Source organism: Streptomyces violascens, assembly GCF_014649955.1.
Lineage (GTDB): Bacteria > Actinomycetota > Actinomycetes > Streptomycetales > Streptomycetaceae > Streptomyces > Streptomyces violascens.
Genome location: NZ_BMUA01000008.1, coordinates 71,431 through 93,002, shown reverse-complemented (window position 1 = coordinate 93,002; position 21,572 = coordinate 71,431). Strand labels below are relative to the sequence as shown.

The window sequence follows — 21,572 nt, the reverse complement described above, 5'->3', positions numbered from 1 at the left end:
CGGCACGCGCGCGCCCTGTCCGCCGGGCCAAGGGCATCCTGATGAGCACATGAGCAGCCGTACTCATGCGCTCATCACTGCCCCAACACGGCGGCGACATCCAGGGGTACGAGACCCGGGGCGGCGCCACCGACGACGGCCGGGGCGCGTATGTCGCGGTGACCGCCGAGCCGTCCGACGAAGCGGCCGTGCGGCGCGTAGAGGCGGCCGTGGACACCGCTCTGTGCCGCTGACGCCCCTACCCGCCCCCGGTCCGGCAGGCGTCTGGGGGTGCGAACCCGGGGGAATGCGCGGATGCTGGGTGTGCCAGCATCCGCAAGGAGGCAGATATGTCGATGCTCGACAAGCTCAAGAGCATGCTCAAGGGCCACGAGGACACCGCGCGGCAGGGAGTCGAAAAGGCCGGCGACGCCTTCGACGCCAAGACCGGCAACAAGTACCAGAGCCAGGTCGACATGGCCCAGCAGAAGATCAACGAGCAGCTGGGCTCCGACAAGCCGCAGGACACCCCTCCCCAGAGCTAGATCCCCAGAGCTGGACCCAGCACGGCCGTGACCACGACTCCGCCCTCGTCGGCCCCCGAGGATCGCGAGCGGGGGCGGGACCGTGGTGCCCGGCGTGTGCCCCATGCGCCAGGACGGGTCGATACGTCAAGAGGAGTCACTCGGTAGAGCGGATCTGCCGGGGCATCGGCACGTAACGGGCATAGCTGGGCAGAGCTGTCCTCGTGCCGTCCGCCTCCCTCGCCGCCCTGCGCCGCATCCTCGTGGTGCTGGTGGTGCTCGGCGCGCTGTTCGGGGCGGCGCCCGACGTACAGGCGCGCGAGGGACGGACGGCGGATTCGGCCTCGGCGTCCGTCGCGCCCGAACCGTCGGACGAGGGCACCCAGGACGCGGCCGAAGCGGTACTTCCCGTTCCATCGGGCCGGCCCGCGCGACCGGTACGCCCGCCGATGGCCGAGGAGCCGCGGCCGGATCCCGCGTCGCCGCCCTCCACCCCGTACGACAACGCCCGTCGGCCCGCTGCGGCGACGGGCGTTCGCTGTGTGGTGCTGCGCTGCTGACCGTTCCGCACGGAACCGGATCAGTCAGTCAACTCCCCACACGGCAAGGTGGTTCACCCATGCCCATCGATCCGCTCGCGGCGCTCAACGCCATGATCCGAGCCGAGGCCGCCCGCATCCGGCCCGCCGGGACCGGTACTCGCGAGAAGGGAGGGAAGGCGGCCGAGGAACAGGAGGAGCGCCCGGGGAAGAAGCCCCAGGGGCGCTAGCCGCGTACCGACGGCCGGAAGCCCTCGTGGTGGACCTACTGGGGCTTTCGGCCCGTCCTGCGAGAGTGCGTGCACGGCGTCGTGCGGCGGACGGACCCCTACGACACGCCTTGGCTGTTGTACGCACCCGGGCCCGGGGACAGGTCCTGGAGCCCTATCACCCGCAGCAGCTCCAGACGTTCACATGTCTGCGTACCCGGCCGTGCCGAGTGAACGATGAGCTGCTGGTCGTGGCCGTCGCCGACCAGCACCTCGCAGTCGAGGTCGAGAGTGCCGACCACGGGGTGCAGGAAGCGCTTCGGCGACGGGCGGCGCACCACGACATCGTGAGCCCGCCACAGCTCCTCGAACTCGGCCGATCCGGCGCGCAGTTCGGCCACCAGGGCGGCCGGGCCCGGGTCGTCGGGGCGGGCCGCGGCGATCGCGCGCAGGCCCGCCACATGGGCCCGGGAGTGCATCTCGCGATGGTCGGGCGGGGTGATCAGCCGGGTGGCGGGGTCCGTGAACCAGCGGCGGATCACGTTCGTGCCCGTGTAGTCGCCCGTCAGGGCCACTGACATCGTGTTCTGCGCCAGCACCTCGCCCCAGTCGCTGTACACGGACGCCGGCAGGTCGTGCAGCCGGTCCAGGATCATGAGCAGACCTGGCCGGACGTGCCCGGAGGAGACGCCGGGCCGCGGCGGCTCCTCGTCCGCCAGGTGGAACAGGTGGTCGCGCTCGGCGTCGTCGAGGCGCAGCGCGCGGGCCAGCGCCGTCAGCATCTGCCGCGAGGGGTGGGAGCCGCGACGCTGTTCCAGGCGCGTGTAGTAGTCCGCGGACATCCCGGCGAGCTGCGCCACCTCCTCGCGGCGCAGCCCCGGTGTGCGGCGCCGCGGCCCACCGGCCAGGCCCACGTCGGAGGGGGCCAGCCGGGTGCGGGCGCGGCGCAGGAAATCGGCGAGTTCGGCTCGGTTCACCTCTTCAGGATCGCTCGGGACCGGCCGCACATCCAGTGCTCATCCAGGGAGTGGCGGTCCCTGGATGACCGCGTCTCTCCCGGCGCGGCGGAAGACCGCCCACGCTGTGAGGCATGGCTACGACAACCAGGAGGCGGCCATGCTGACGTTGGTGACAGGGGCGACGGGACAGGTCGGGCGGCGGTTCGTGCCGCGGCTGCTGCAGGGCGCGCCCCAGGGCGACCGGGTGCGGGTCCTGGTGCGGGATGCGGCACGGGGCGAGCGGTTCGCGGACCTGGGCGCCGAGGTGATCGTCGGCGACCTGCGGGACGTGGACGTCCTCGGCAGGGCGACGGCCGGCGCGGACGCCGTGGTGAACGTCGCCGCGGCCTTCCGCGGGGTGTCGGACGAGGAGGCGCGGGCCGTCAACGGGGACGCCGCCGTTGAGCTCGGCCGCGCCGCGGTGGCTTCGGGCGTGCGGAGGTTCGTGCAGGTCAGTACGGGGCTGGTGTACGGCGCCGGGCGCGGCAGGCCGCTGGTCGAGGGCGATGAGACGGTGCCGGGCACCCATCTGTGGGGCGCGTACCCCGAGTCGAAGCGGGAGGCGGAGCGCGCGCTGGCGGCGACGGACGGTCTCGACGACCTGCGCATCGGCCGGCTGCCGTTCGTGTACGGCGACGGGGACCCGCATCTGACGGACGTGATGGAGTGGGCGCCGAAGTGGCCCGCCATGCAACGCCTGCACATGGGCCACCACGTGGATGTCACCCAGGGTCTGCGGCGCCTCCTGTACGCGGCGGGCGCGCACGGCGTCTACAACATCGCCGACGACACCCCGGTGACGACGGTCGACCTGTTCGTCCTGCACGGCCTCGCGGTGCCGCAGGAGGCGTACGACAAGGAGGTCGACGACCCGTGGCACAGCGTGATGTCGACCGACCGCATCCGCCATGAGCTGGGCTACCGGCCACTCTTCCCATCGGTGTGGACGGCGCGGGACGCGGGCGTTCTCTAGCACCCGCGGGGAGGGGAACGGCCGTGGACGTGGCCGTCCCTGGTGGAGGGTCAGCCCGCGTCGCGTACGTGGACGTGGCCGTCCCTGGGGTAGGGCGGGTAGGCGGGCAGGATCCGGTCGAGGCGGTAGCCGGTCTTCTCGGCGACGCGGCACGAGGCGAGGTTGTCGATCTGGTGGATCAGCTGGAGGCGGCGCAGACCGTCGCCCGCGAAGGCGTCGAAGGCCCACGTCGAGAGCGCCTCCAGGGCACGGGGGGCCACGCCCTGGCCGCGGGCGTGGGCCAAGGTCCAGTAGCCGACCTCGCCGATCTCACGGCCGTCGTCGTTCCACCTGAGGGAGATGTCGCACAGCAACTTTCCGTATCCGCCGTCGGGTTGGGCCTCGCAGACCGCGAAGCTGAACTGCCTTCCGGTCTCCCTGCCCTCCCACTGCCGCTCCAGCCACCGCAGCGCGTCCTCGGAGGACTTCATCGGGCTGGTCGTCCAGCGGGCTATGTCGGGGTCGCTGTAGGCCTCGATCACCGCCTGGGCGTCGTCCGGCAGCCAGGGCCGCAGCACGAGCCCGCCCGCCGTCGCCGTCGCCTCCACCCGCAGAGTCACCGTCATCCCTGTCCTCCTCGAAAACGCGGTCCATCGCGCCGGCCGCATGCGTAAGAGTATGGAGGCGGGGCGAGCGGCATCCGGAGGGGGCCAATCTTCCCAACTGAAGGACCGCGGGCGGTTGTTGAGCGGGCATCCGGCTCGCCGATGCGGATGGCGTCAGTCCGCTAGGAGTTCCGCGACGGCCCGCGCGGTCCACAGGCCCGCCGTGCCCGGGCAGTCCGCCACATAGGCGGTGACCGCCTCCTCGTCCCAAGTGCCCGCTTCCAGCAGTCCCCTGGCCAGGTGTGCGAGATAGGCGGCCGAGGGCGCCGTCCAGGCAACCTCGTCCATGCGCCAGGGGGCGGTGAAGGCAAGCACGGGCCGGCCGTCGAGCCGGCCCGTACAGATCAGGGTTTCGTACCGCCCGTCGCCCAGCACCGCCCGTCCCGTGCTCAGCACCTCGCCGAGGTCGAGGTCCGCGCCGGGTTCCCGGTACATCTCCTGCGCAGCGATGTCGGCGAACTGGCCCGCCGAGACCAGGTGGGCGCGGCCGAACACGCGGCCGTCCGCGTCGGGATCGTAGAAGGCCCGGCCGCCCTGCCAGACCGGCGACCGGGTCGCGAAGTAGAGCGCCCCGCGGAGCTCAACCGGCACGGACTGGGCAGGCAGCCGACGGTCCCGGCAGCCCGGATACGCCCGGGCCGCGCCCGGCGGCCGCCCGCCCTCGATGTAGTGGGCGAGCCGGTCGCGATGCATGTTGGAGCCGTACGAGGCGTACCAGACCATCCCGTCCGGCCCGCCCACGGCCGAGCTGTCGCCGATCACATCAACCTCCATTACCTCCGCGGTAATCGACCCCTTCGCCGCCCCCCGGCAGAGTTGGGGACATCGGGACCCGGGCGGCGCACTCCGGTCGGGTCCCGGGTTTTTGACCAGGCGTCACATACTTCAACGGAGGCTGATTTCCATGTCCGAGAACCGCTACGAGACCGCCGTCGCCCGCTACTTCGAGGCGTGGAACGCCCGCTCGGCCGAGGGTATCGCCAAGGCCGTCGCCGCGGCGTGGACCGAGGACGGGTCCTACACCGACCCGCTCGTCGAGGTCGCGGGCCACGACGCGGTCGCCGCCGTGATCGCCGGGGCGCACGCCCAGTTCCCGGGGTTCGAGTTCCGGCTGCTCGGCGCGGTCGACGGCCACCACGACATCGCCCGCTTCGGGTGGGAGCTGGTGTCGGTCGCCGACGGCTCGGCCCCGGTCGCCGGGTTCGACGTGATCGCCCTCGCCGAGGACGGCCGCATCCGCTCCGTCGCCGGTTTCCTGGACCGCGTACCGGCTACGGCATGAGCGACTGAAGGTACTTCGCCGTTTCCGGGTCGGCCGGCAGGAACGTCTCGATGGCCAGCTCGGAGACGGTGACGTCCATCGGCGTGTTGAACGTGGCGATGGTCGATATGAACGACAGGACCGTCCCCGCGTGCTCGATGCGCAGCGGCAGCGCGAAGGGGAACACCGGGTGGGCTCCGGCGTCGCCCGGCTCCCCGCCGGCCGGCACGGGGTGGGCGGCGACCTCCTCGTACAGCTCGCGCAGGGTTTCGCTGCGCAGCAGCGCGATCTGCCGTTCCATCTGTTCCAGGAGGTGGCCGCGCCACTGCGGCAGGTTGCGGATGCGCGGGGCGAGGCCCTCGGGGTGGAGGGTGAGCCGCATCGCGTTCACCGGCGGTGTCAGCAGATGCCCGGCCACGCCTTCGAGGAGCATTTCTATGCCCCGGTTGGCGGCGAGCACCGTGTATGTCGCGTCGACCATCAGCGCGGGGTACGGATCGTAGGCCTGGAGCAGCCGCTCCATTCCCTCGCGCAGGGAACTCATCGACGGGTCGTCGAGCGGAGTCTGTGCGTAGTGCGGGGCGTAACCGGCCGCCAGGAGAAGGGCGTTGCGCTCGCGGACCGGCACGTCCAGGTGCTCGGCGAGGCGCAGGACCATCTCCTCGCTCGGCCGGGACCTGCCGGTCTCGATGAAGCTGATGTGCCGGGCCGAGGAGTCGGCGCGCAGCGCGAGCTCCAGCTGGCTGATCCGGCGCTGCTCGCGCCAGCCGCGCAGCATCGGCCCTACTCCCGTTTCCAGTGCGGCAGTTGTCATAGCTCAGACATTAACCCGCGCCTGTGACAACGCCTCCGAGCGGCCCGCGTCCTGCCCCTTGCGGCGCCGCCGGAGTGCCGAGGCCGCGAGGACCGCGCCCGCCGCGACCCCGTACGCCGTCGTCGGTACGGGGAAGTCCGGCACGGCCGGAGTCGTCACATACGCGGCCGCCCCCGCAGCGGCAACGGTGAGCCACTCCCACCGCCCGTCGAGCGCCACGAGGGCGATCAGAAGCAGGGCGTACCAGGAGTAGCCCGGCGTGAGCAGCAGGAAGGACCAGCCGAGCAGCAACAGGGCGCCGGACCAGGGGCGTTCGGGATTCCCGCGCCGCAGCACGTACGCGGTCACCGCGAGCAGGGCGGCCAGCGTGACCGGCAGGGACCAGCTGTCGGGCAGCACCAGGCGGAGCAGCGCGAACCGGCCCCGCGCGGAGGGATCGTCGTACCCCTCCTCCTCGGTGTAGCCACCGAGGTAGCCGAACACCGAGGAGTGGGAGGCGAGCGCGTACGGGAGGTAGGAGAGCGCGATCGTGCCTACTGTCGACAGGAGTACGGTGACCGGCCGCCGTCGCAGGACCGCGGGCAGGACCACGGCGGGCAGCAGCTTCACCGCGACGCCCGCGCCGATCAGCGCCCCGCCCATTGCGGCACGCAGCCGCCCGAGCGCGGCACGGCCCGTCAGCGCGCCGAGCCCCGCGACCGTCAACAGTACGGCCAGGACGTCGACATGGGCGTTGTTGACCGCCTCCAGGGGCACGGCCGGACACCACGCCCAGTACGCGACGGGTGGCACCGAGCCCGCCGCCCCGTCCGGACCGCGCCGCCGGACGATCCGCAACAGGCACAAGGTGGTGCCCACCGCGAACAGCGCGCCGCCGGTCTGCAGCGGCTTCAGGCGGGCGGAACCGGGCGCGATCTCGTCCACCACCAGGTAGTACGCCTCGGCGACCGGCGGGTAAATGGTGTGGACGGACGGCCTGTTGAGGAGGGTGCAGCCGCCGTCCACCGGGGCGTGGTCCGCCAGCGCGCACTGTGCCGGATCCGTCGGGAAGAGCCAGCGGTCGCGCAGCCCGGCCAGCTCGCGGTCGGCCGGAGCGTGGTCGTACGGGGAGATCCCGGCCGCCTGCACCCGGCCGTCCCAGGCGTACCGGTAGGCGTCCGTGCTCGTGCGCGGGGGAGCCAGGAGGCCCGTCGCGGCCACGGCGATCCCGCCCGCGACGATCAGCGCGGCCTGGTGGCGGACCGGCACCCTGCGCAGCGACCGGGCGGCAGCGGCGAACAGCAGCCAGGCCGCCGCGTACCACCAGGAGAGCCCGCCCGGGTCGGTGGCATAGCCGTCGCGCAGGACGGTGAGGGCGAGCACGACGGTGAGCGCGGCGAGCAGGGCGGCGGTGCATGCGGTACGTCCATGGGTCACCCCGCGAGCCTCGCACCTCCGCACCGCCTGGGACGGCAGGCCGCCCCCGCTGTCCGCGAACCGTAAGGTTCTGCCGGGCGCGCGGGGGCGGATTACTCGGCTACCGGATTACTGCCAGCCGCCGTAGGGAACGGTCAGGAGTTCCAGCCAGTGCCCCGACGGATCGGGGAAATAGACCCCGCGGCCGCCGTCGTTGTGATTGATCTCGTTCGGGTGCTGGCGGTGCGGATCGGCGAAGAACGGAAGCTTCAGATCTTTGATCTTCTGGAACGCCGCATCGAATTCCTCCTCGGACACGAGGAATGCGTAATGCTGCGCGGGGATATCGGTGCCCTCGGGCACGGTGGCGAAGTCGAGAGTGACGCCGTTGCTGGTCGTGACGGGGATGAACGGTCCCCATTCCTTGCCGACCTCAAGGCCGAGCATGTCGCCCAGGAATTCGGCGGACACCCGGTTGTCGCGGGAAGCGACGATGGTGTGATTCAACTGTACTGACACGGTGGAATGCCTCCAACAGGCATCTCACAGACACCTCCATGTCTCACCCGGCCGGTGACCGACACGCGATGCTGCCCAAAGATCCTAACCACATGACCGCGCCCCTGTCACGGTATTGATTGCGTCATCACATTCCCGCGCCGGACGGCGGCGTTCGCGAACCGTAAGGTGTTCAGCCGCCCCGAACGGGGGTCTGCCGGGGTGGGATGGGAGGCATGAAGCCACGACTTCCCGCAGTGCGGCCGCCCGTGTTCAAGGGCCGACTGCACGACGCACGTACGGCGACCTCCATCGGCCGCCTGCTGGGTGTCGCGATCGCGATCTGCTTCGGCACGGGACTGATCAGCCACTACCTCCAGCACCCGCCCGGATGGCTGGCGGACTACTTGCCGAGCAGGCCCAGCTGGGGCTACCGGCTCACCCAGGGCCTGCACGTCGCGTCCGGCATCGCCGCGATCCCGCTGCTGCTCGCCAAGCTGTGGACGGTGTACCCGAGGCTGTTCGCATGGCCGCCGGTGCGTTCCGTCCGCCATGCACTGGAGCGCCTCTCGGTCGCGGTCCTCGTCGCCGGCGCGGTCTTCGAACTGCTCACGGGACTGCTGAACACGGTGCAGTGGTACCCGTGGCCGTTCAGCTTCGTACCCGTGCACTTCGCCGTGGCGTGGCTGCTCGCCGGGGCGCTGACCCTCCATGTAGCCGTCAAGTACCCGGACATCAAAGAGCATTGGAGCCGGAAGTCGCCCGGCACGCCGGCACTGCCCGCGGCCGACGGCCCCGACCGGCGCTCCTTCCTGACCGGGGTGACGGCCGCCGTCGGCGCGGTCACCCTCACCACCGTCGGCCAGTCCTTCACCCCGCTGAAGACCTTCGACGTCCTCGCGCCACGCCACCCCGACCACGGGCCCCAGAGCCTCCCCGTCAACAAGACCGCGGCGGCCGCCGGAGTGGGCCAAGTCGACCCCGCTGCCTACCTGTTGACGGTAGACGGCCCCCGCCCGTACACCCTCACCCTCGCCGAACTGTCCGCGATCACCCAGCACGCGTCCGTACTGCCCATCGCCTGCGTCGAAGGGTGGAGCAAGTCCGCGCGCTGGACCGGTGTGCGCATGACCGACCTGCTGCGCCGGGCCGGCGCGCCGCCGGACGCCCGGGTGCGGGTGACCTCGCTGGAGAAGTACGGCTCGTACCGGGTGATGGAGATGGGCCGGGAGTACGCCCACGACCCGCTCACCCTGCTCGCCCTCACGCTCAACGGGCAGCCCCTCACGCCGGACCACGGCTACCCCGCCCGCATCATCGCGCCGAACCGCCCCGGCGTGCTGCAGACCAAGTGGGTCACCCGCCTGGAGGTGCTGTGATGCGCACGGTGGTGGGCGCGGCGGGGCTCGCGCTGATGGCGTTCGGCGCACTGATGGTCTGGGACCAGAGCACCCACTGGGACGTGCTGATCTGGCTGGCCGGGGCCGTCGTCCTGCACGACGGGGTGATCGCGCCGCTCGTCGTAGGCGTGGGGTTCCTGGTCGGCGGCCTGAAGTACCGCGGTCTGGTGCGCGGCGCCCTGCTGGCCGCGGGCTGCCTCACCCTGGTCGCCCTCCCGGTGCTGCTGCGCCCCCTGCCGACGGCCAACTCCTCGGTGCTGCCGCTGGATTACGTGCGGGGTCTGCTGATCTCCCTCGCGGCGGTGGCCGTGCTCGCGGTGCTGCTGGGCGCGGGGCGTTGGGCTTGGGGGAGGGTGGGCAGGGCGGACGATCCGGAGAGCCGATGACGATCCGGAGGGCCGACGCGGGAACGGGGTCCTTCGTCGGTCCCCGGCTCGCCCGGTCGGCCTCCGGCCCCCTCGGTCAGTCCCCGGCTCCCGTCGCCCGCATCGGCTCCGCCGCCTCCCACACGCTCTGGAACGCCAGGCGCAGGCAGGCCGCGAGTGCCGGATGCTCGATGTACAGGGCGGTCGTCGAGCCCGTCCCCGCCACCGGATCCGGCATGTCGCACAGCACCAACGAGGCGTCCGCGATGACCAGCTTGAGCGGCAGCCGCTGGGTGAAGCGGGCCTCCTCGCCGGCCTCGGCGAACCGCCGCACGTTCTCCAGGACCTCCTCGTCGGCCAGCGCGTCGTGCGTGTACACCGCCCGCACCGTGCCCTTGGCCCGCCGTAGCCGCCGGGTCGCCTTGATCCCGGACGTGTTGGCGGCCGGGGCCACGAACGGCGGCATGCAGAACGTGAGCAGCTCGGAGTCGGCCTGCTCCTGGATGTCCGCGAAGCGCTCGGCGATCTGCCGCTGGTCGCGCAGCACTTCGATGTAGTCGAGCGGATCGGTGTGCGCCCTCCCGTCGGCCCACAGCGGCAGGAGGAGCGAGGTGAGTCCCGTCGACACCTTCTCAAGGCGTTCCAAAGACTCCCTCTGACGGTTCATCAGGCGCGTCACGGCGAGCTCCGGGGCGACCGCGGCAAACGTGGCGACGCGCCCCCGGTGGGCCACCGCGAGCTGGGCCCGCACCAGGCCGTCGAGGACGTCGTAGATGCGCTGCCGGGGCACCTCGGCCTCCCGTGCCACCTGCGCCGCGGTGTAGGAGTCGCGCCGGACGAGGGCGAGGTAGACCCGTGCCTCGTAGCGGGAGAGACCCAGCTCGACCAGGTCGCTGACCGACCCCTCATCCGGCTCCATGCGCATCCCCGTCCGACTCCATGTACGTCCTCCTCCGCTCGGCTGCCCGCCACCGTATACACGTACACCCGGCTCTGAGCAGCCCTGTGATCCTTTGGGAATTCCCCGGCGGGCGGGATCGGTGATCCATCCCTTTTCGAGGGAAAGGCTTTGCCTGGGGCTTGCCAAAAGCTGTTGTCGGCCCCGTCGGCCGTCGCTACCTTCATCCCTGCCACCACTTGAGCGGGTGGCAGCTTTCGCGAGGTGTCACTGTCATGCACTGATCAGGCAAGGCCGCACCCGCCGATCACGTGCACCCACGTACCGCCGAACGTGCCGCACGTACCGCCGATCGCACACACGCATCGCCGCTCGCAGCGCACCCCCGCGGCACACGTGCCGTACACGCAGCACACGTACCGCTGGACGTGCCGCACGCGTACCGCCGATCACCCCGCACGGATACCGCCGAACGTCCGCCCATGTTCTGCCGCACGCGCCGGATCCGCCCTGCCGCTCATCGAGCTCCATCCCCGCACCTCCGCTCGCCCCGATCCGGCGAACCGACCCCCCATGGAGGGCAGTTCCTTGTACTCGAAGAGACCCTTCGGCCTCCCCGGATTCACCCGCCGGGCTGCCACCGCCGCGCTGTCCGCGGCGGCCCTGGTCACCGGTGGACTCATCGCCGTGGCCCCGTCCGTGAGTGCCGCCACACAGGCCGACAGCGCTCAGCCCGCCAACACCCAGCGGCTGTGCGGCAAGGCCACCAAGGCGGGCATGATGTCCTGCCTGGCCCTGGCCCGCACCGACGTGCAGCACCACCTCGGCATTTCCACGGCCGCCGCCCCCTCCGGCTACGGCCCCAGCGACCTGCAGAGCGCCTACGCCCTGTCGTCGAGCGCGGGCGCTGGTGCGACGGTGGCGATCGTGGACGCCTACGACGACCCCAACGCCGAGTCGGACCTGGCCACCTACCGCTCCCAGTACGGACTGCCCGCCTGCACCACCGCGAACGGCTGCTTCAAGAAGGTCGACGAGAACGGCGGTACCAGCTACCCGACCGCCGACTCGGGCTGGGCCGGCGAGATCTCCCTCGACGTCGACATGGTCAGCGCCGTCTGCCCGCAGTGCCACATCCTGCTGGTCGAGGCCAGCCAGCCGTCCATGGCTGACCTGGGCACCGCTGTGAACCGCGCGGTCACCATGGGCGCCAAGTACGTCTCCAACAGCTACGGCGGCAGCGAGGACTCCACCGACCCGAGCTCCGACGCCTCCTACTTCAACCACCCCGGCGTCGCCATCACCGTCTCCTCCGGTGACAGCGGATACGGCGTCGAGTACCCGGCCGCCTCCCAGTACGTGACCTCCGTGGGCGGCACTTCGCTCAGCCGCGCGAGCAACAGCCGCGGCTGGTCCGAGTCGGTCTGGGGCTCCAGCTCCGGCGGCCAGGGCGCGGGCTCGGGCTGCTCGGCCTACGACCCGAAGCCGTCCTGGCAGACGGACACCGGCTGCGCCAAGCGCACCGTCGCCGACGTCTCCGCGGTCGCCGACCCCGCCACCGGCCTCGCGGTGTACGACAGTTACCAGGCCAGCGGCTGGAACGTGTACGGCGGCACCAGCGCCTCCTCGCCGATCATCGCCGGCGTGTACGCCCTCGCCGGCACCCCGGCCGCGAACACCAACCCGGCGTCCTACCCGTACGCCCACACCGGCTCGCTGAACGACGTCACCTCCGGCGCCAACGGCAGCTGCAGCCCCGCCTACCTGTGCAAGGCGGGCACCGGCTACGACGGCCCGACCGGCCTCGGCACCCCGAACGGCACCGCGGCCTTCACCGGCGGCACCAGCACCGGCAACACCGTCTCGGTGACCAATCCCGGCAACCAGTCGACACAGGTCAACACGGCGGCCTCGCTCCAGATCCACGCCACCGACTCCGACAGCGGCCAGTCGCTGACGTACAGCGCCACCGGTCTCCCGGCGGGCCTGTCCATCAACGCCTCGACCGGCCTGATCTCCGGCACCCCGACCACCGCCGGGTCCTCCAACGTGACGGTGACCGCCAAGGACACCACCAACGCCAGCGGCTCGACGTCCTTCACCTGGAACGTCACCACCACGGGCGGCAACTGCACACCGGCCCAGCTGCTCGGCAACCCCGGCTTCGAGACCGGCAGCGCCGCACCCTGGTCGGCGACCGCGGGCGTCATCGACAACTCCAGTGGCGAGGCCGCGCACTCCGGCTCGTGGAAGGCCTGGCTCGACGGCTACGGCTACAGCCACACCGACACGCTCTCCCAGACGGTGAGCATCCCGGCCGGCTGCCACGCAACCCTCAGCTACTACCTGCACATCGACACCAAGGAGACGACCGGCTCCACCGCCTACGACAAGCTGACGGTGACCGCCGGTTCGACCACCCTGGCGAGCTACTCCAACCTCGACAAGAACACCGGCTTCGCGCAGAAGTCCTTCGACCTCTCCTCGTTCGCGGGGCAGACGGTGACCCTCAAGTTCAACGGTGTGGAGGACAGCAGCCTGGCCACGTCGTTCGTCGTCGACGACACGGCCCTCAACGTGAGCTGACCTGAACACGCGAAGGGCGGGGCGGGGTTCATCCCCTGCCCCGCCCCTTCGTACGTCCCCGTCCTCCTCCGCGCTCAGGCGGACGCACCCTCCACCGGCTCTACCGGCGCCGAAGGGCGACGAACGGGCGGCCCGCCGCGGTCCAGCGACCGGCCGGACGCCAGCCCAGGGGCCGGGCGCAGGACAGCAGCGCGTTGGTGCCGAGCCGCGCCCAGGGGAAATCACCACCCGCCGCACCGCTGGCATCGGCGACCCGGACCCGGATCCGCTCGTCGATCTCGTACGGGGCCGTCTCGGCCAGCAACAGGCCGCCGGGGACGACGAGTTGGGCCACCCGGGTGAGCAGCGCCGCCGGGTCGCCGCCGATGCCGACATTCCCGTCGACGAGCAGCGCGGTGTCCCAGCGCCCCTCGCCCGGCAGCCGGTCGAAGACCGAGCGGCACAGCGCGCTGCCGCCCCAGTCGCGGGTGCGGCGGACCGCTTCGGGGCTCACGTCGACGCCGAGCGCGGCAACCCCCTCGGCGGCCAGCGCGGCCACCAGGCGGCCGGGCCCGCAGCCGATGTCCAGGACCGCGCCACGGCAGCGGCGCAGCACCGTGCGATCCGCCAAGTCCGGTTCCGCACACCAGCGTTCGACCTCCAGCGGCAGCAGCCAGCCGTCGGGCCTGCGCAGGAACAGCGGGCCGCGCCCGGAGCGGAGCGCATCGGTATAGGGGTCGGCGTGCCAGGCGGCCGGGTCAGCGGCGGAGAGCGCTCTCACCATGCGCGGGGCCCGGCAGTGAGGGAGCCGGCTGGCGGGGGCTGGGCGGCGGGGGGCCGAATCGCAGGGGTTCCGGCTGCCAGGGACCGGGCGAAGCGGCCTTGCGGGGCCTCGGCCGCGACCAGCTGGGCGTCCCGCGCGGTGTCCACATCCCGCAGCCTGGCCAGCTCACGCACCGTCAGCCCGGCGTCGTACAGCCGCTGCCGCTGGACGCGTCCGGTCTCGGCCACCGACATCGGCACCCCGAGCAGCAGCGACGGGTCGGGCTCGGTGAGGCCCAGGGCCCAGAACCCGCCGTCCTCGGCCGGGCCGAACCACGCGTCGCCCGGACCGGGGTCCGCCAGAGCGGGTGCGAGCAGTGCCGGACTCACCTGCGGCGTGTCCATGCCGATCAGCAGCGCGGGCCCGGTGCACGCCGCGAACGCCGCCGCGATCCGCTCGTCCAGGCCGCCCGCACACTGCGGCACCACCTCGAAGCCCGGCGGAAGCCATGACCCCGGCTCGCCGTCGAGCACGAGAAGCCTCCTGCGTACGGGGGTGGCGAGGACCGCGTCGAGAGTGTCGGCGAGCGCCGCCTCGGCGATCCGGGCCGCCTCCTCGGGGGTGTAGGGCGGGGTGAGCCGCGTCTTGACCCGGCCGGGCACGGGTGCCTTCGCGAGGACGATCAGTGTCGTGCCCGACACTGCCCCGCCCGCCGCCCCGCTCATCGGGCAACCGCCGACGTAGGCGCCGTCACGGGCGGCTCGGCAAGGACCTTGCGCATGTCGTGCACCGCCTGCCAGGTGCCCCGCCACGTCCCCGTGACCTTCGACTTCCCGGTGCGTGGCCGGTACGGCACCGCGTGCTCGGCCACCCGCCATCCCGCGTCGGCCGCGCGCACCACCATCTGGAGCGGGTAGCCGCTGCGGCGGTCGGTGAGCCCGAGCCCGAGCAGCGCCTCGCGGCGCGCCGCCCGCAGTGGCCCCAGGTCGTGCAGGCGCAGCCCGGTGCGGCGCCGCAGCATCCGCGCCAGCGCCAGGTTCCCGGCCCGCGCGTGCAGCGGCCAGGCGCCGAGACCCTGCGGCCGCCGCCGGCCGAGCACCAGGTCGGCGGCGCCGGACGCCACCTCCCGTACATAGGGGACGAGCTCACCCGGATCGAGGGAGGCGTCGCAGTCGCAGAAGCAGACGTACTCGGCCTCGGCCGCGAGCAGCCCGGTGTGGCAGGCCGCGCCGAAACCCCGGCGGGGCTCGTGCACGACGGTCGCGCCGAGCGAGCGCGCCACGTCGGGCGAACCGTCCGACGAGCCGTTGTCGACCACGACGGCCCGCCAGCCGTCCGGGATCCGGGCCAGTACCCAGGGCAGTGCCTCGGCCTCGTCGAGGCAGGGCAGCACGACGTCCACGGTCACCGCACCACCCGGTCCGGGAAGGCCTGCGGACAGGGGCTGTCGCGGAGACGGGGACTCGGACTGGGACTCGGACTGGGACTGGGACGCGGGAGGTGGAGCGGAGGGGGATTCAGTCACGTCCTCACCGTACGAATCCAAACCAGACAAAACGGATATCAGGTTCTTACGAAACGCGGACATCGCCCGCCCGGGGCCCACCCGGCGCAGACGGACGCCCCCGGGCGGTGCGACGCTGGATTCCATGCACTGCACCGAGAGCCGCATCCTGGTCGTCGACGACGATCCGACCGTCGCCGAGGTCGTCACCGGCTACCTGGAACGCGCGGGCCACACCGTCGACCTCGCCGCCGACGGCCCCTCCGCCCTGCGCGCGGCCACGCAGCGCCGCCCCGACCTGGTGGTACTCGACCTGATGCTGCCCGGCATGGACGGCCTGGAGGTGTGCCGCCGACTGCGTGCCACGGCCCCGATACCGGTGATCATGCTGACCGCGCGGGGCGACGAGGACGACCGCATCCTCGGCCTGGAGATAGGCGCGGACGACTATGTGACCAAGCCCTTCAGCCCGCGCGAACTCGTTCTCCGCGTCGAATCCGTGCTGCGCCGCGCCCGCACCGCCACCGCCCGCCCGGGCCCGCGCATGTCCCGCTCGGGCATCGCCCTCGACCCGGCCGCCCGCACCGCCTCGAAGGACGGCAGCGAACTGGCCCTGACGCTGAGGGAGTTCGACCTCCTGGCCTACCTCCTGGCCCGCCCCGGCGAGGCCATTTCCCGCGAGCGCCTGATGCACGAGGTGTGGGGCTGGGAGTTCGGCGACCTGTCCACGGTGACCGTCCACGTCCGCCGCCTGCGCGGCAAGATCGAAACGGACCCGGCGAAGCCTGTGCTGATTCGTACGGTGTGGGGGGTGGGGTACCGGTTCGAGGCGGAGAGTGAGGGGGCGGCGGAGGAGGGTAGTGCTGCTGCGGCACATGGTGCGGGGGTGGCAGCACATGGTGCTGAGCCATATGGGGGCCGACCACATGGGGCTGAGCTGCATGGGACTGAGCTGCATGGGACTGAGCTGCATGGGGCGGGTCGCCAGCCGGATGGTGCCGAGCCATATGGTGCTCAGCCACATGGGCCAGGGGCGCATGGTGCCCACCCACATGGCCCAGGGCCACATGGCCCAGGGCCACATGGCCCAGGGCCACATGGGCCAGGGCCACATGGTGCTCAGCCACATGGTGCCCAGCCGTACGACGCCGAGCCTCGCAGCGCCGGCGCGGACGCGGTCGTCCGCCGCGGAGGCGACCATGGGTGACGTGCTGCTCATCGCGCTGTACGCCTTCCTCGGCGCCGCGGCCGCCGGGCTCGGTGGGGCGCTCGCTCTGCGCCTCCTGCGGCACCGTTCGCTCACCGCGTCCGTGGCCGTCGTCGCGGCCGTCGCGGTCATCGCGATGCTGGCCGGCACGCTCGCCGTCGCCTGGGCCATGCTCCTGAACTCCCACGACCTGACGGTGGTGACCGTGGTCGTCGCCATGGCCGCGGTCGCCTCACTGGCCACCGCGCTGCTGCTCGGCCGCAGGGTCGTAGCCAGCAGCCGCCGCCTCGCCCTGGCCGCCCGCTCGTTCGGCGACGGTGGAAGCTTCGACGCCCCCACGGGGCCCGCCACCGCCGAACTCGCCGCGCTGAGCCGGGAGTTGGCGGCCACGAGCGCGAAGCTGACCGAGTCGCGCGAGCGGGAGCGGGCCCTGGAAACCTCGCGGCGCGAACTCGTCGCCTGGATCTCGCACGACCTGCGCACCCCGCTCGCCGGGCTCCGCGCGATGGCCGAGGCGCTCGAAGACGGCATGGCCAAGGACCCGGACCGCTACTTCCGCCAGATCAGAACCGAGGTCGAGCGCCTCAACTCCATGGTCGGCGACCTCTTCGAACTCTCCCGCATCCACGCGGGAGCGCTCTCCCTCAACCCTGCCCGCATGTCCGTCCACGACCTGATCGGCGACGCGCTGGCGGGCGCGGACCCGCTGGCCCGCGAACACGGGGTACGCCTCGTCGGAGAGCGCGTCGACGCGGTGCCCGTCGAGGTGGACGGCAAGGAGATGACCCGGGTCCTCGCGAACCTCCTGGTCAACGCCATCCGGCACACCCCGGCCGACGGCACGGTCGCGGTCGCCGCCGAGGACCGGGACGGCGCGGTCACGCTCTCCGTCACCGACGGCTGCGGCGGCATCGCCGAGGACGACCTGCCCCGCGTCTTCGACACCGGCTGGCGCGGCACCGAGGCACGCACCCCGCCCGGCGGCGCGGGCCTCGGCCTCGCGATCGTCCGAGGCATCGTGGAAGCCCACTCGGGCCGCGCGGAAGTCCGCAACGTGGCAGGCGGCTGCCGCTTCGAACTGACCTTGCCGGTCGCCCCGGCGTAGACGGCCCTGCCTCACCCTGCCGGTGGCTCCGGCGCAGGCGCCGCATGGGGGCGCGGGGAACTGCGCGATCGGCCACCGACGGCCCGCAGCCGAAAGCCGGAGGACCGGAGGAGGCAGGCAAGCAGCCCGCCCCCTCCGCACCTTCGGCCCCCACTACACACCGGCGGCCGCCCTACCCAGCCGCCGCGAACTCCACCATCCCCTCCGCGAACCCCACCACCGGCTTCCAGCCAAGTTCACTGCGCAACCGCGCCGAGTCCGCCGTGATGTGGCGTACGTCGCCGAGCCGGTACTCGCCCGTCACCACAGGAGCGGGACCCCCGTGCGCCGAGGCCAGCGCCCGGGCCATCTCGCCCACGGTGTGCGGGGTCCCGCTGCCCGTGTTGTACGCGGTGAGCGCGCCGGGCGGGCGGCTTGAGAGCGCTTCAAGCGCCACCACGTTCGCCGCCGCCACATCCCGTACGTGCACGAAGTCCCGGCGCTGGCGGCCGTCCTCGAAGACGCGGGGCGCCTCGCCGCGCGCCAGCGACGAGCGGAAGAACGAGGCCACCCCCGCATAGGGCGTGTCCCGGGGCATCCCCGGCCCGTACACGTTGTGGTAGCGCAGCGACACCGCCCGCCCGCCGGTCGCCCGGGCCCAGGCCGCGGCCAGGTGCTCCTGCGCCAGTTTGGTCGTGGCGTACACATTGCGCGGGTCGACCGGCGCGTCCTCCGCGACAAGGCCAGGGCTCAACTCGGCCTCGCAGCAGGGGCAAGGGGGCTCGAACCGCCCTGCGTCGAGCCACTCGGCCGGCCGGGGCCCCGGGCGTACGACCCCGTGCTCGGGGCATTCGTAGCGGCCCTCGCCGTAGACCACCATCGACCCCGCGAGGACCAGTTCCCGCACTCCCGCATCGGCCATCGCCGTCAGCAGGACCGCCGTGCCGAGGTCGTTGCAGCTCACATAGGCGGGGGCGTCGGCGAAACCGGTGCCGAGTCCGACCATCGCCGCCTGGTGGCACACCGCGTCCACCCCCACCAGCGCCGCGGCGACGACGTCCGGATCCCGGACGTCGTCCCCCGGACGGACTGCCCGGTCCAGGACGAGCGGCTCATGGCCGTGTGCGGCAAGGGCTGTGACAATGTGCGAGCCGATGAAGCCCGCGCCTCCCGTGACAAGTACTCGCATAGAGGAGACGCTACGGATGTGGAGCCTCCGCGTCACCGCTCCACCCCGCCATGTCACCACCCCGTAAGGAGTATCTCGACATGCCCGTTGAGCCACTGTCGCAGAAGGACATCGAGGACCGGTTGCGCGAGCTGCCCGGCTGGTCGCTTTCGGACGACCACGACCGGATCTCCCGCAGCTTCCGGCTCGTCAACCACTTCGCCGCGACGGCCATGGTGGTCCATGTGGCGCAGATCCAGGAGGAGCTCGGCCACCACAGCGACCTCACCCTCGGCTACAACACGATCTCCCTGTCCGTGAACACGCACGACGCGGGCGGCGCCCTCACCGCCCTGGACTTCCAACTCGCCCACCGGGTAGAGGAGATCGCCCCCGGCCACGGCGCGGGGTGACCACGCTCGTACAGTGATCCGCGTGCTGAATTACAACGCGGAGGCGGCCCGCTACGATGCCACGCGCGGCGGCGTGCCCCGGGCCGAAGCCGCCGCCGAGGCCGTCCTCGGACTCGTTCCCGACAGCGCCCGCACCCTGCTCGACATAGGATGCGGCACCGGTTCGGTCACCCAGCGCCTGAACCGGCCGGGCCTGCGCGTCCTCGGGGCCGATGCCTCGTACGGCATGGCAAGCATCGCCACCGAGCGCGTCGGCCGCAGGATCGTCCTCGCCGATGTGAATCAACTTCCTTTCCGGGCAGGGGTGTTGGATGCGGTGACCGCGGTGTGGCTGCTGCACCTGGGCCGGATGGCGCCACAGTTCGTCGTGGCCGAGGTGGCGCGCGTACTGAAGCCGGGCGGAGTGTTCATCACCACCGTGGACAAGGACGCCGCGCACGACGTCGGCTCCGACATCGACGCCCTGCTCACCCCGCACCGCACCGGCATCCCCTCCGACCGGGCCGACCTGATCGAGTCGTACGCCGCCCGGCACGGCCTGACCCCGGTGGCCGAGGCCCGCTTCACCGGACACGGCCAGGGCCGCACCCCGCTCGCCGCCGCGGACGCCGTCCGGCGAGGCCGTTTCGCCTCCTGGTTCACGCTGGCCGGGCCGCCCGCAGAACAACTGGCCGCCGCCCTCGCCGCCCTGCCGGACCCGGACCGGCCCCGGGCGGACCCGGAGTACCGGTTGCTCGCCCTGCGGAAGGAGTGAGGGCGCTCTCGCGCCAACCGTTGGGCCGAACGAGTAACAGAGAGTAACTTCCGTGCGGTGGGCGCAGTTCTGTACCCATGTGGGGCGGCACCATGTGTGAACGGGCCCCTCACGCTGAGTCCACCTCCACACCAGGAGCACCACTGTGATCAAGAAGGTTCTGGCAGGCGCGGCTTTCGCCACCGCCGCCATGATGGCTGTCGCGGCACCAGCGTCGGCGCACACCAACGGTCCCGAGGCCGAGAACAGCACCACCAACGCGCACGACAGCATCCGTGCTGCCCGTGCGGGGTCGGGCCCGACGATGAGTGGCATGGGCAGCGGTGCCACGGACTTCGGAACCCGCAACGGCAACACCGCGATCGCCGGTGACTCGGGCGGCATCCTCAACACCTACGGTGCCCCGCTCATCAACATCGACGGTCGCTGCCTGGTGCCGCTGCCGGAGGGCGAGGGCATCGGCGGGCACCTGCTCGGCGGCCCGAAGGCGGCCTGCAACGTCGCGCCCGTCGACCAGTACCAGGCCCCGCAGAAGCTCCTCTGACCACAGAGGCTTCGCTGGCCGTTTCCGGTGACCCCCGATGAGAGCGCCTCTCCTCGGGGGTCACCGTTTGACCGAACCCGCAGCTCGACGCGGGCGGGCCGACCCCCGTCCGCCCCGCCGGCGCCGAGCCCGGCGGGGTCATACGTGCCAGTCGCCCGCCGCTGCCGCCCGACTCGCGAAGTCGGCGAAGTCGCGGGGCTCGCGGCCCAGAACGCGCTTCACACCGTCCGTCGTGGACGCGTTGTGGCCGTCGAGCAGCATGCCGAACAGCCCGGCCAGCCACTCGGCGTCCGGCGCGGGCAGGCCGTACCGGGTGAGCAACTCCGCGTACTCGGCGCCCGACACCGGCACATAGCGGATCTCGCGGCCGGTCGCGCGGGAGAGCTGGGCGGTGACCTCCGCGAAGGTGAGCAGGCGCGGGCCCGTCAGCTCGTACGTCTGCCCTGCGTGGCCGTCCTCGGTGAGGGCGGCGACCACCACGTCGGCCAGGTCGTCGGCGTCGACCCAGGGTTCGGCGGTGTCTCCGGCCGGGAAGGCCACCGTCCCCGCAAGGACGCCCTCGACCATCGCGCCCTCGCTGAAGTTCTGCGCGAAGAACGCGGCGCGGACCACGGTGACGTCCGGGCACGCCTCACGCAGAGCGCTCTCGGCGCGGGCCGCCTCCGGCTCGCCCCGGCCCGAGAGCAGCACGACCCGGCGCACTCCGTTCGCCGCCGCGAGCCGGCCGAACCGGCGCATCGCGTCCACCGCGCCCGGCGCCGCGAGGTCGGGGTAGTAGGCCACATACGCGGAGTGCGCGCCACATAGTGCGGCGCCCCATGTGGAGTCGTCCGCCCAGTCGAAGCGGACCTCACCGGTCCGCGACCCCGACCGGACCGGCACCCCGCGAGCGGTCAGCCGCTCGACCACCCGGTGCCCCGTCTTCCCCGTGCCGCTGGTCACCAGGACCGTCCGCTGTGTCAACTCGTCTGTCCGCTGCGTGTCTTGCGTCGTGTTCGTCATGCGTCCAGCGTCGCCGGACCGCCCTGGACTCTCCATGCGCCAGGGGCCAATCCCCATACGCGTTCGTCTAC

Annotated in this window: 25 protein-coding genes and 1 pseudogene; 14 read left to right on the top strand and 12 right to left on the bottom strand. The window is 72.2% G+C overall.

Annotated elements, in window-relative coordinates; genetic code table 11:
• Window positions 1–65: 65 nt before the first annotated feature.
• The 4 genes from IE206_RS18295 (at window position 66) to IE206_RS18280 (ending at window position 1,272) form a co-directional block, all read left to right on the top strand.
• Window positions 66–233, top strand: coding sequence for a hypothetical protein (locus tag IE206_RS18295; protein ID WP_373300939.1), 168 nt, complete (start codon window positions 66–68; stop codon window positions 231–233).
• A 96-nt stretch (window positions 234–329) separates the two neighbouring features.
• A complete protein-coding gene (locus tag IE206_RS18290; protein ID WP_189963228.1) occupies window positions 330–524 on the top strand; it encodes an antitoxin in 195 nt (64 codons plus the stop codon).
• Between the two features lie 203 nt (window positions 525–727).
• Window positions 728–1,063, top strand: coding sequence for a hypothetical protein (locus IE206_RS18285; protein ID WP_189963227.1), 336 nt, complete (start codon window positions 728–730; stop codon window positions 1,061–1,063).
• 59 nt (window positions 1,064–1,122) lie between these two features.
• Window positions 1,123–1,272 carry a hypothetical protein gene (locus IE206_RS18280; RefSeq protein WP_189963226.1) on the top strand — a complete coding sequence of 50 codons (150 nt, stop codon included), beginning with the start codon at window positions 1,123–1,125 and terminating at the stop codon, window positions 1,270–1,272.
• A gap of 98 nt (window positions 1,273–1,370) precedes the next feature.
• Here IE206_RS18280 and IE206_RS18275 read toward each other — a convergent pair whose 3' ends face one another.
• On the bottom strand, window positions 1,371–2,228 hold the full coding sequence (locus IE206_RS18275; protein ID WP_189963225.1) for a helix-turn-helix transcriptional regulator: 858 nt from the start codon (window positions 2,226–2,228) through the stop codon (window positions 1,371–1,373).
• A 139-nt stretch (window positions 2,229–2,367) separates the two neighbouring features.
• Here IE206_RS18275 and IE206_RS18270 point away from each other — a divergent pair, with 139 nt between their 5' ends.
• Complete coding sequence (locus IE206_RS18270) at window positions 2,368–3,222, top strand: NAD-dependent epimerase/dehydratase family protein (protein WP_189963224.1); 855 nt, start codon at window positions 2,368–2,370, stop codon at window positions 3,220–3,222.
• Between the two features lie 50 nt (window positions 3,223–3,272).
• Here the strand turns inward: IE206_RS18270 and IE206_RS18265 are convergent, their stop codons facing one another.
• Both IE206_RS18265 and IE206_RS18260 read right to left on the bottom strand, forming a co-directional pair.
• On the bottom strand, window positions 3,273–3,827 hold the full coding sequence (locus tag IE206_RS18265; protein ID WP_189963223.1) for a GNAT family N-acetyltransferase: 555 nt from the start codon (window positions 3,825–3,827) through the stop codon (window positions 3,273–3,275).
• Between the two features lie 153 nt (window positions 3,828–3,980).
• Window positions 3,981–4,640 (bottom strand): histone deacetylase, encoded by a 660-nt coding sequence (locus tag IE206_RS18260; RefSeq protein ID WP_189963222.1) that lies wholly within the window; start codon window positions 4,638–4,640, stop codon window positions 3,981–3,983.
• Window positions 4,641–4,770: 130 nt separating this feature from the next.
• Here IE206_RS18260 and IE206_RS18255 point away from each other — a divergent pair, with 130 nt between their 5' ends.
• Window positions 4,771–5,148 carry a nuclear transport factor 2 family protein gene (locus IE206_RS18255; RefSeq protein WP_373300938.1) on the top strand — a complete coding sequence of 126 codons (378 nt, stop codon included), beginning with the start codon at window positions 4,771–4,773 and terminating at the stop codon, window positions 5,146–5,148.
• Here the strand turns inward: IE206_RS18255 and IE206_RS18250 are convergent.
• The 3 genes from IE206_RS18250 to IE206_RS18240 all read right to left on the bottom strand — a co-directional run bounded on the left by IE206_RS18250 (window position 5,138) and on the right by IE206_RS18240 (window position 7,855).
• Complete coding sequence (locus tag IE206_RS18250; RefSeq protein WP_189963221.1) at window positions 5,138–5,941, bottom strand: helix-turn-helix domain-containing protein; 804 nt, start codon at window positions 5,939–5,941, stop codon at window positions 5,138–5,140. The genes IE206_RS18255 and IE206_RS18250 overlap by 11 nt on opposite strands.
• Before the next feature lie 3 nt (window positions 5,942–5,944).
• Entirely contained in the window at window positions 5,945–7,357 is a 1,413-nt protein-coding gene (locus IE206_RS18245; protein WP_189963220.1) for a glycosyltransferase family 87 protein, read from the bottom strand.
• Between the two features lie 108 nt (window positions 7,358–7,465).
• The gene (locus tag IE206_RS18240; RefSeq protein ID WP_189963219.1) at window positions 7,466–7,855 is read right to left on the bottom strand and encodes a VOC family protein; all 390 of its coding nucleotides are present in this window, start codon (window positions 7,853–7,855) and stop codon (window positions 7,466–7,468) included.
• A gap of 206 nt (window positions 7,856–8,061) precedes the next feature.
• Here IE206_RS18240 and IE206_RS18235 point away from each other — a divergent pair, with 206 nt between their 5' ends.
• Both IE206_RS18235 and IE206_RS18230 read left to right on the top strand, forming a co-directional pair.
• A complete protein-coding gene (locus tag IE206_RS18235; protein ID WP_373300937.1) occupies window positions 8,062–9,213 on the top strand; it encodes a molybdopterin-dependent oxidoreductase in 1,152 nt (383 codons plus the stop codon).
• Window positions 9,213–9,620 carry a hypothetical protein gene (locus IE206_RS18230; RefSeq protein WP_189963217.1) on the top strand — a complete coding sequence of 136 codons (408 nt, stop codon included), beginning with the start codon at window positions 9,213–9,215 and terminating at the stop codon, window positions 9,618–9,620. Before IE206_RS18235 ends, IE206_RS18230 begins: the two co-directional genes overlap by 1 nt.
• Before the next feature lie 76 nt (window positions 9,621–9,696).
• Here IE206_RS18230 and IE206_RS18225 read toward each other — a convergent pair whose 3' ends face one another.
• The gene (locus tag IE206_RS18225) at window positions 9,697–10,518 is read right to left on the bottom strand and encodes a TrmB family transcriptional regulator (RefSeq protein WP_189963216.1); all 822 of its coding nucleotides are present in this window, start codon (window positions 10,516–10,518) and stop codon (window positions 9,697–9,699) included.
• A gap of 567 nt (window positions 10,519–11,085) precedes the next feature.
• On the opposite strand from IE206_RS18225, the gene IE206_RS18220 reads away from it, so the two are divergent.
• Window positions 11,086–13,083, top strand: coding sequence for a putative Ig domain-containing protein (locus IE206_RS18220; RefSeq protein WP_226599708.1), 1,998 nt, complete (start codon window positions 11,086–11,088; stop codon window positions 13,081–13,083).
• A gap of 100 nt (window positions 13,084–13,183) precedes the next feature.
• On the opposite strand, the gene IE206_RS18215 is transcribed toward IE206_RS18220, so the two are convergent.
• Genes IE206_RS18215 through IE206_RS18205 form a run of 3 tightly spaced genes read right to left on the bottom strand, consistent with a single transcriptional unit; the run spans window position 13,184 to window position 15,227 of the window.
• Window positions 13,184–13,846, bottom strand: coding sequence for a class I SAM-dependent methyltransferase (locus IE206_RS18215; protein ID WP_189963214.1), 663 nt, complete (start codon window positions 13,844–13,846; stop codon window positions 13,184–13,186).
• Window positions 13,840–14,550, bottom strand: coding sequence for a TIGR04282 family arsenosugar biosynthesis glycosyltransferase (locus tag IE206_RS18210; protein WP_189963213.1), 711 nt, complete (start codon window positions 14,548–14,550; stop codon window positions 13,840–13,842). The genes IE206_RS18215 and IE206_RS18210 overlap by 7 nt, the downstream gene beginning before the upstream one ends.
• The gene (locus tag IE206_RS18205; RefSeq protein ID WP_189963606.1) at window positions 14,547–15,227 is read right to left on the bottom strand and encodes a glycosyltransferase family 2 protein; all 681 of its coding nucleotides are present in this window, start codon (window positions 15,225–15,227) and stop codon (window positions 14,547–14,549) included. The genes IE206_RS18210 and IE206_RS18205 overlap by 4 nt, the downstream gene beginning before the upstream one ends.
• A 247-nt stretch (window positions 15,228–15,474) precedes the next feature.
• Between IE206_RS18205 and IE206_RS18200 the strand changes: the two are divergent.
• Together IE206_RS18200 and IE206_RS18195 are read left to right on the top strand one after the other, a co-directional pair.
• Window positions 15,475–16,191 (top strand): annotated as a pseudogene (locus tag IE206_RS18200) (response regulator transcription factor); the annotation flags it as partial.
• A 337-nt stretch (window positions 16,192–16,528) separates the two neighbouring features.
• Entirely contained in the window at window positions 16,529–17,641 is a 1,113-nt protein-coding gene (locus IE206_RS18195; protein WP_189963212.1) for a sensor histidine kinase, read from the top strand.
• Between the two features lie 172 nt (window positions 17,642–17,813).
• Here the strand turns inward: IE206_RS18195 and IE206_RS18190 are convergent, their stop codons facing one another.
• Window positions 17,814–18,809, bottom strand: coding sequence for an NAD-dependent epimerase/dehydratase family protein (locus IE206_RS18190; protein WP_189963211.1), 996 nt, complete (start codon window positions 18,807–18,809; stop codon window positions 17,814–17,816).
• 80 nt (window positions 18,810–18,889) lie between these two features.
• On the opposite strand from IE206_RS18190, the gene IE206_RS18185 reads away from it, so the two are divergent.
• From IE206_RS18185 to IE206_RS18175, 3 genes are all read left to right on the top strand, one after another.
• Window positions 18,890–19,201, top strand: coding sequence for a 4a-hydroxytetrahydrobiopterin dehydratase (locus tag IE206_RS18185; RefSeq protein ID WP_189963210.1), 312 nt, complete (start codon window positions 18,890–18,892; stop codon window positions 19,199–19,201).
• Between the two features lie 22 nt (window positions 19,202–19,223).
• Entirely contained in the window at window positions 19,224–19,955 is a 732-nt protein-coding gene (locus IE206_RS18180) for a class I SAM-dependent methyltransferase (RefSeq protein ID WP_189963209.1), read from the top strand.
• 145 nt (window positions 19,956–20,100) lie between these two features.
• Window positions 20,101–20,499: a hypothetical protein gene (locus tag IE206_RS18175; RefSeq protein ID WP_189963208.1), complete on the top strand. Its 399-nt coding sequence runs from the start codon at window positions 20,101–20,103 to the stop codon at window positions 20,497–20,499.
• Between the two features lie 138 nt (window positions 20,500–20,637).
• Here IE206_RS18175 and IE206_RS18170 read toward each other — a convergent pair whose 3' ends face one another.
• Entirely contained in the window at window positions 20,638–21,501 is an 864-nt protein-coding gene (locus IE206_RS18170; protein ID WP_189963207.1) for an NmrA family NAD(P)-binding protein, read from the bottom strand.
• Between the last annotated feature and the right edge of the window lie 71 nt (window positions 21,502–21,572).

What these genes read in the sequence shown, in the direction of transcription:
- IE206_RS18185 (WP_189963210.1), top strand. Translation starts at nt 18,890, where the DNA reads ATGCCCGTTGAGCCACTGTCGCAGAAGGACATCGAGGACCGGTTGCGC.
- IE206_RS18235 (WP_373300937.1), top strand. Translation starts at nt 8,062, where the DNA reads ATGGGAGGCATGAAGCCACGACTTCCCGCAGTGCGGCCGCCCGTGTTC.
- IE206_RS18250 (WP_189963221.1), bottom strand. Translation starts at nt 5,941, where the DNA reads ATGACAACTGCCGCACTGGAAACGGGAGTAGGGCCGATGCTGCGCGGC.
- IE206_RS18190 (WP_189963211.1), bottom strand. Translation starts at nt 18,809, where the DNA reads ATGCGAGTACTTGTCACGGGAGGCGCGGGCTTCATCGGCTCGCACATT.
- IE206_RS18280 (WP_189963226.1), top strand. Translation starts at nt 1,123, where the DNA reads ATGCCCATCGATCCGCTCGCGGCGCTCAACGCCATGATCCGAGCCGAG.
- IE206_RS18215 (WP_189963214.1), bottom strand. Translation starts at nt 13,846, where the DNA reads ATGGTGAGAGCGCTCTCCGCCGCTGACCCGGCCGCCTGGCACGCCGAC.
- IE206_RS18295 (WP_373300939.1), top strand. Translation starts at nt 66, where the DNA reads ATGCGCTCATCACTGCCCCAACACGGCGGCGACATCCAGGGGTACGAG.
- IE206_RS18270 (WP_189963224.1), top strand. Translation starts at nt 2,368, where the DNA reads ATGCTGACGTTGGTGACAGGGGCGACGGGACAGGTCGGGCGGCGGTTC.
- IE206_RS18195 (WP_189963212.1), top strand. Translation starts at nt 16,529, where the DNA reads ATGGGTGACGTGCTGCTCATCGCGCTGTACGCCTTCCTCGGCGCCGCG.
- IE206_RS18230 (WP_189963217.1), top strand. Translation starts at nt 9,213, where the DNA reads ATGCGCACGGTGGTGGGCGCGGCGGGGCTCGCGCTGATGGCGTTCGGC.
- IE206_RS18290 (WP_189963228.1), top strand. Translation starts at nt 330, where the DNA reads ATGTCGATGCTCGACAAGCTCAAGAGCATGCTCAAGGGCCACGAGGAC.
- IE206_RS18170 (WP_189963207.1), bottom strand. Translation starts at nt 21,501, where the DNA reads ATGACGAACACGACGCAAGACACGCAGCGGACAGACGAGTTGACACAG.
- IE206_RS18260 (WP_189963222.1), bottom strand. Translation starts at nt 4,640, where the DNA reads ATGGAGGTTGATGTGATCGGCGACAGCTCGGCCGTGGGCGGGCCGGAC.
- IE206_RS18225 (WP_189963216.1), bottom strand. Translation starts at nt 10,518, where the DNA reads ATGGAGCCGGATGAGGGGTCGGTCAGCGACCTGGTCGAGCTGGGTCTC.
- IE206_RS18210 (WP_189963213.1), bottom strand. Translation starts at nt 14,550, where the DNA reads ATGAGCGGGGCGGCGGGCGGGGCAGTGTCGGGCACGACACTGATCGTC.
- IE206_RS18265 (WP_189963223.1), bottom strand. Translation starts at nt 3,827, where the DNA reads ATGACGGTGACTCTGCGGGTGGAGGCGACGGCGACGGCGGGCGGGCTC.
- IE206_RS18255 (WP_373300938.1), top strand. Translation starts at nt 4,771, where the DNA reads ATGTCCGAGAACCGCTACGAGACCGCCGTCGCCCGCTACTTCGAGGCG.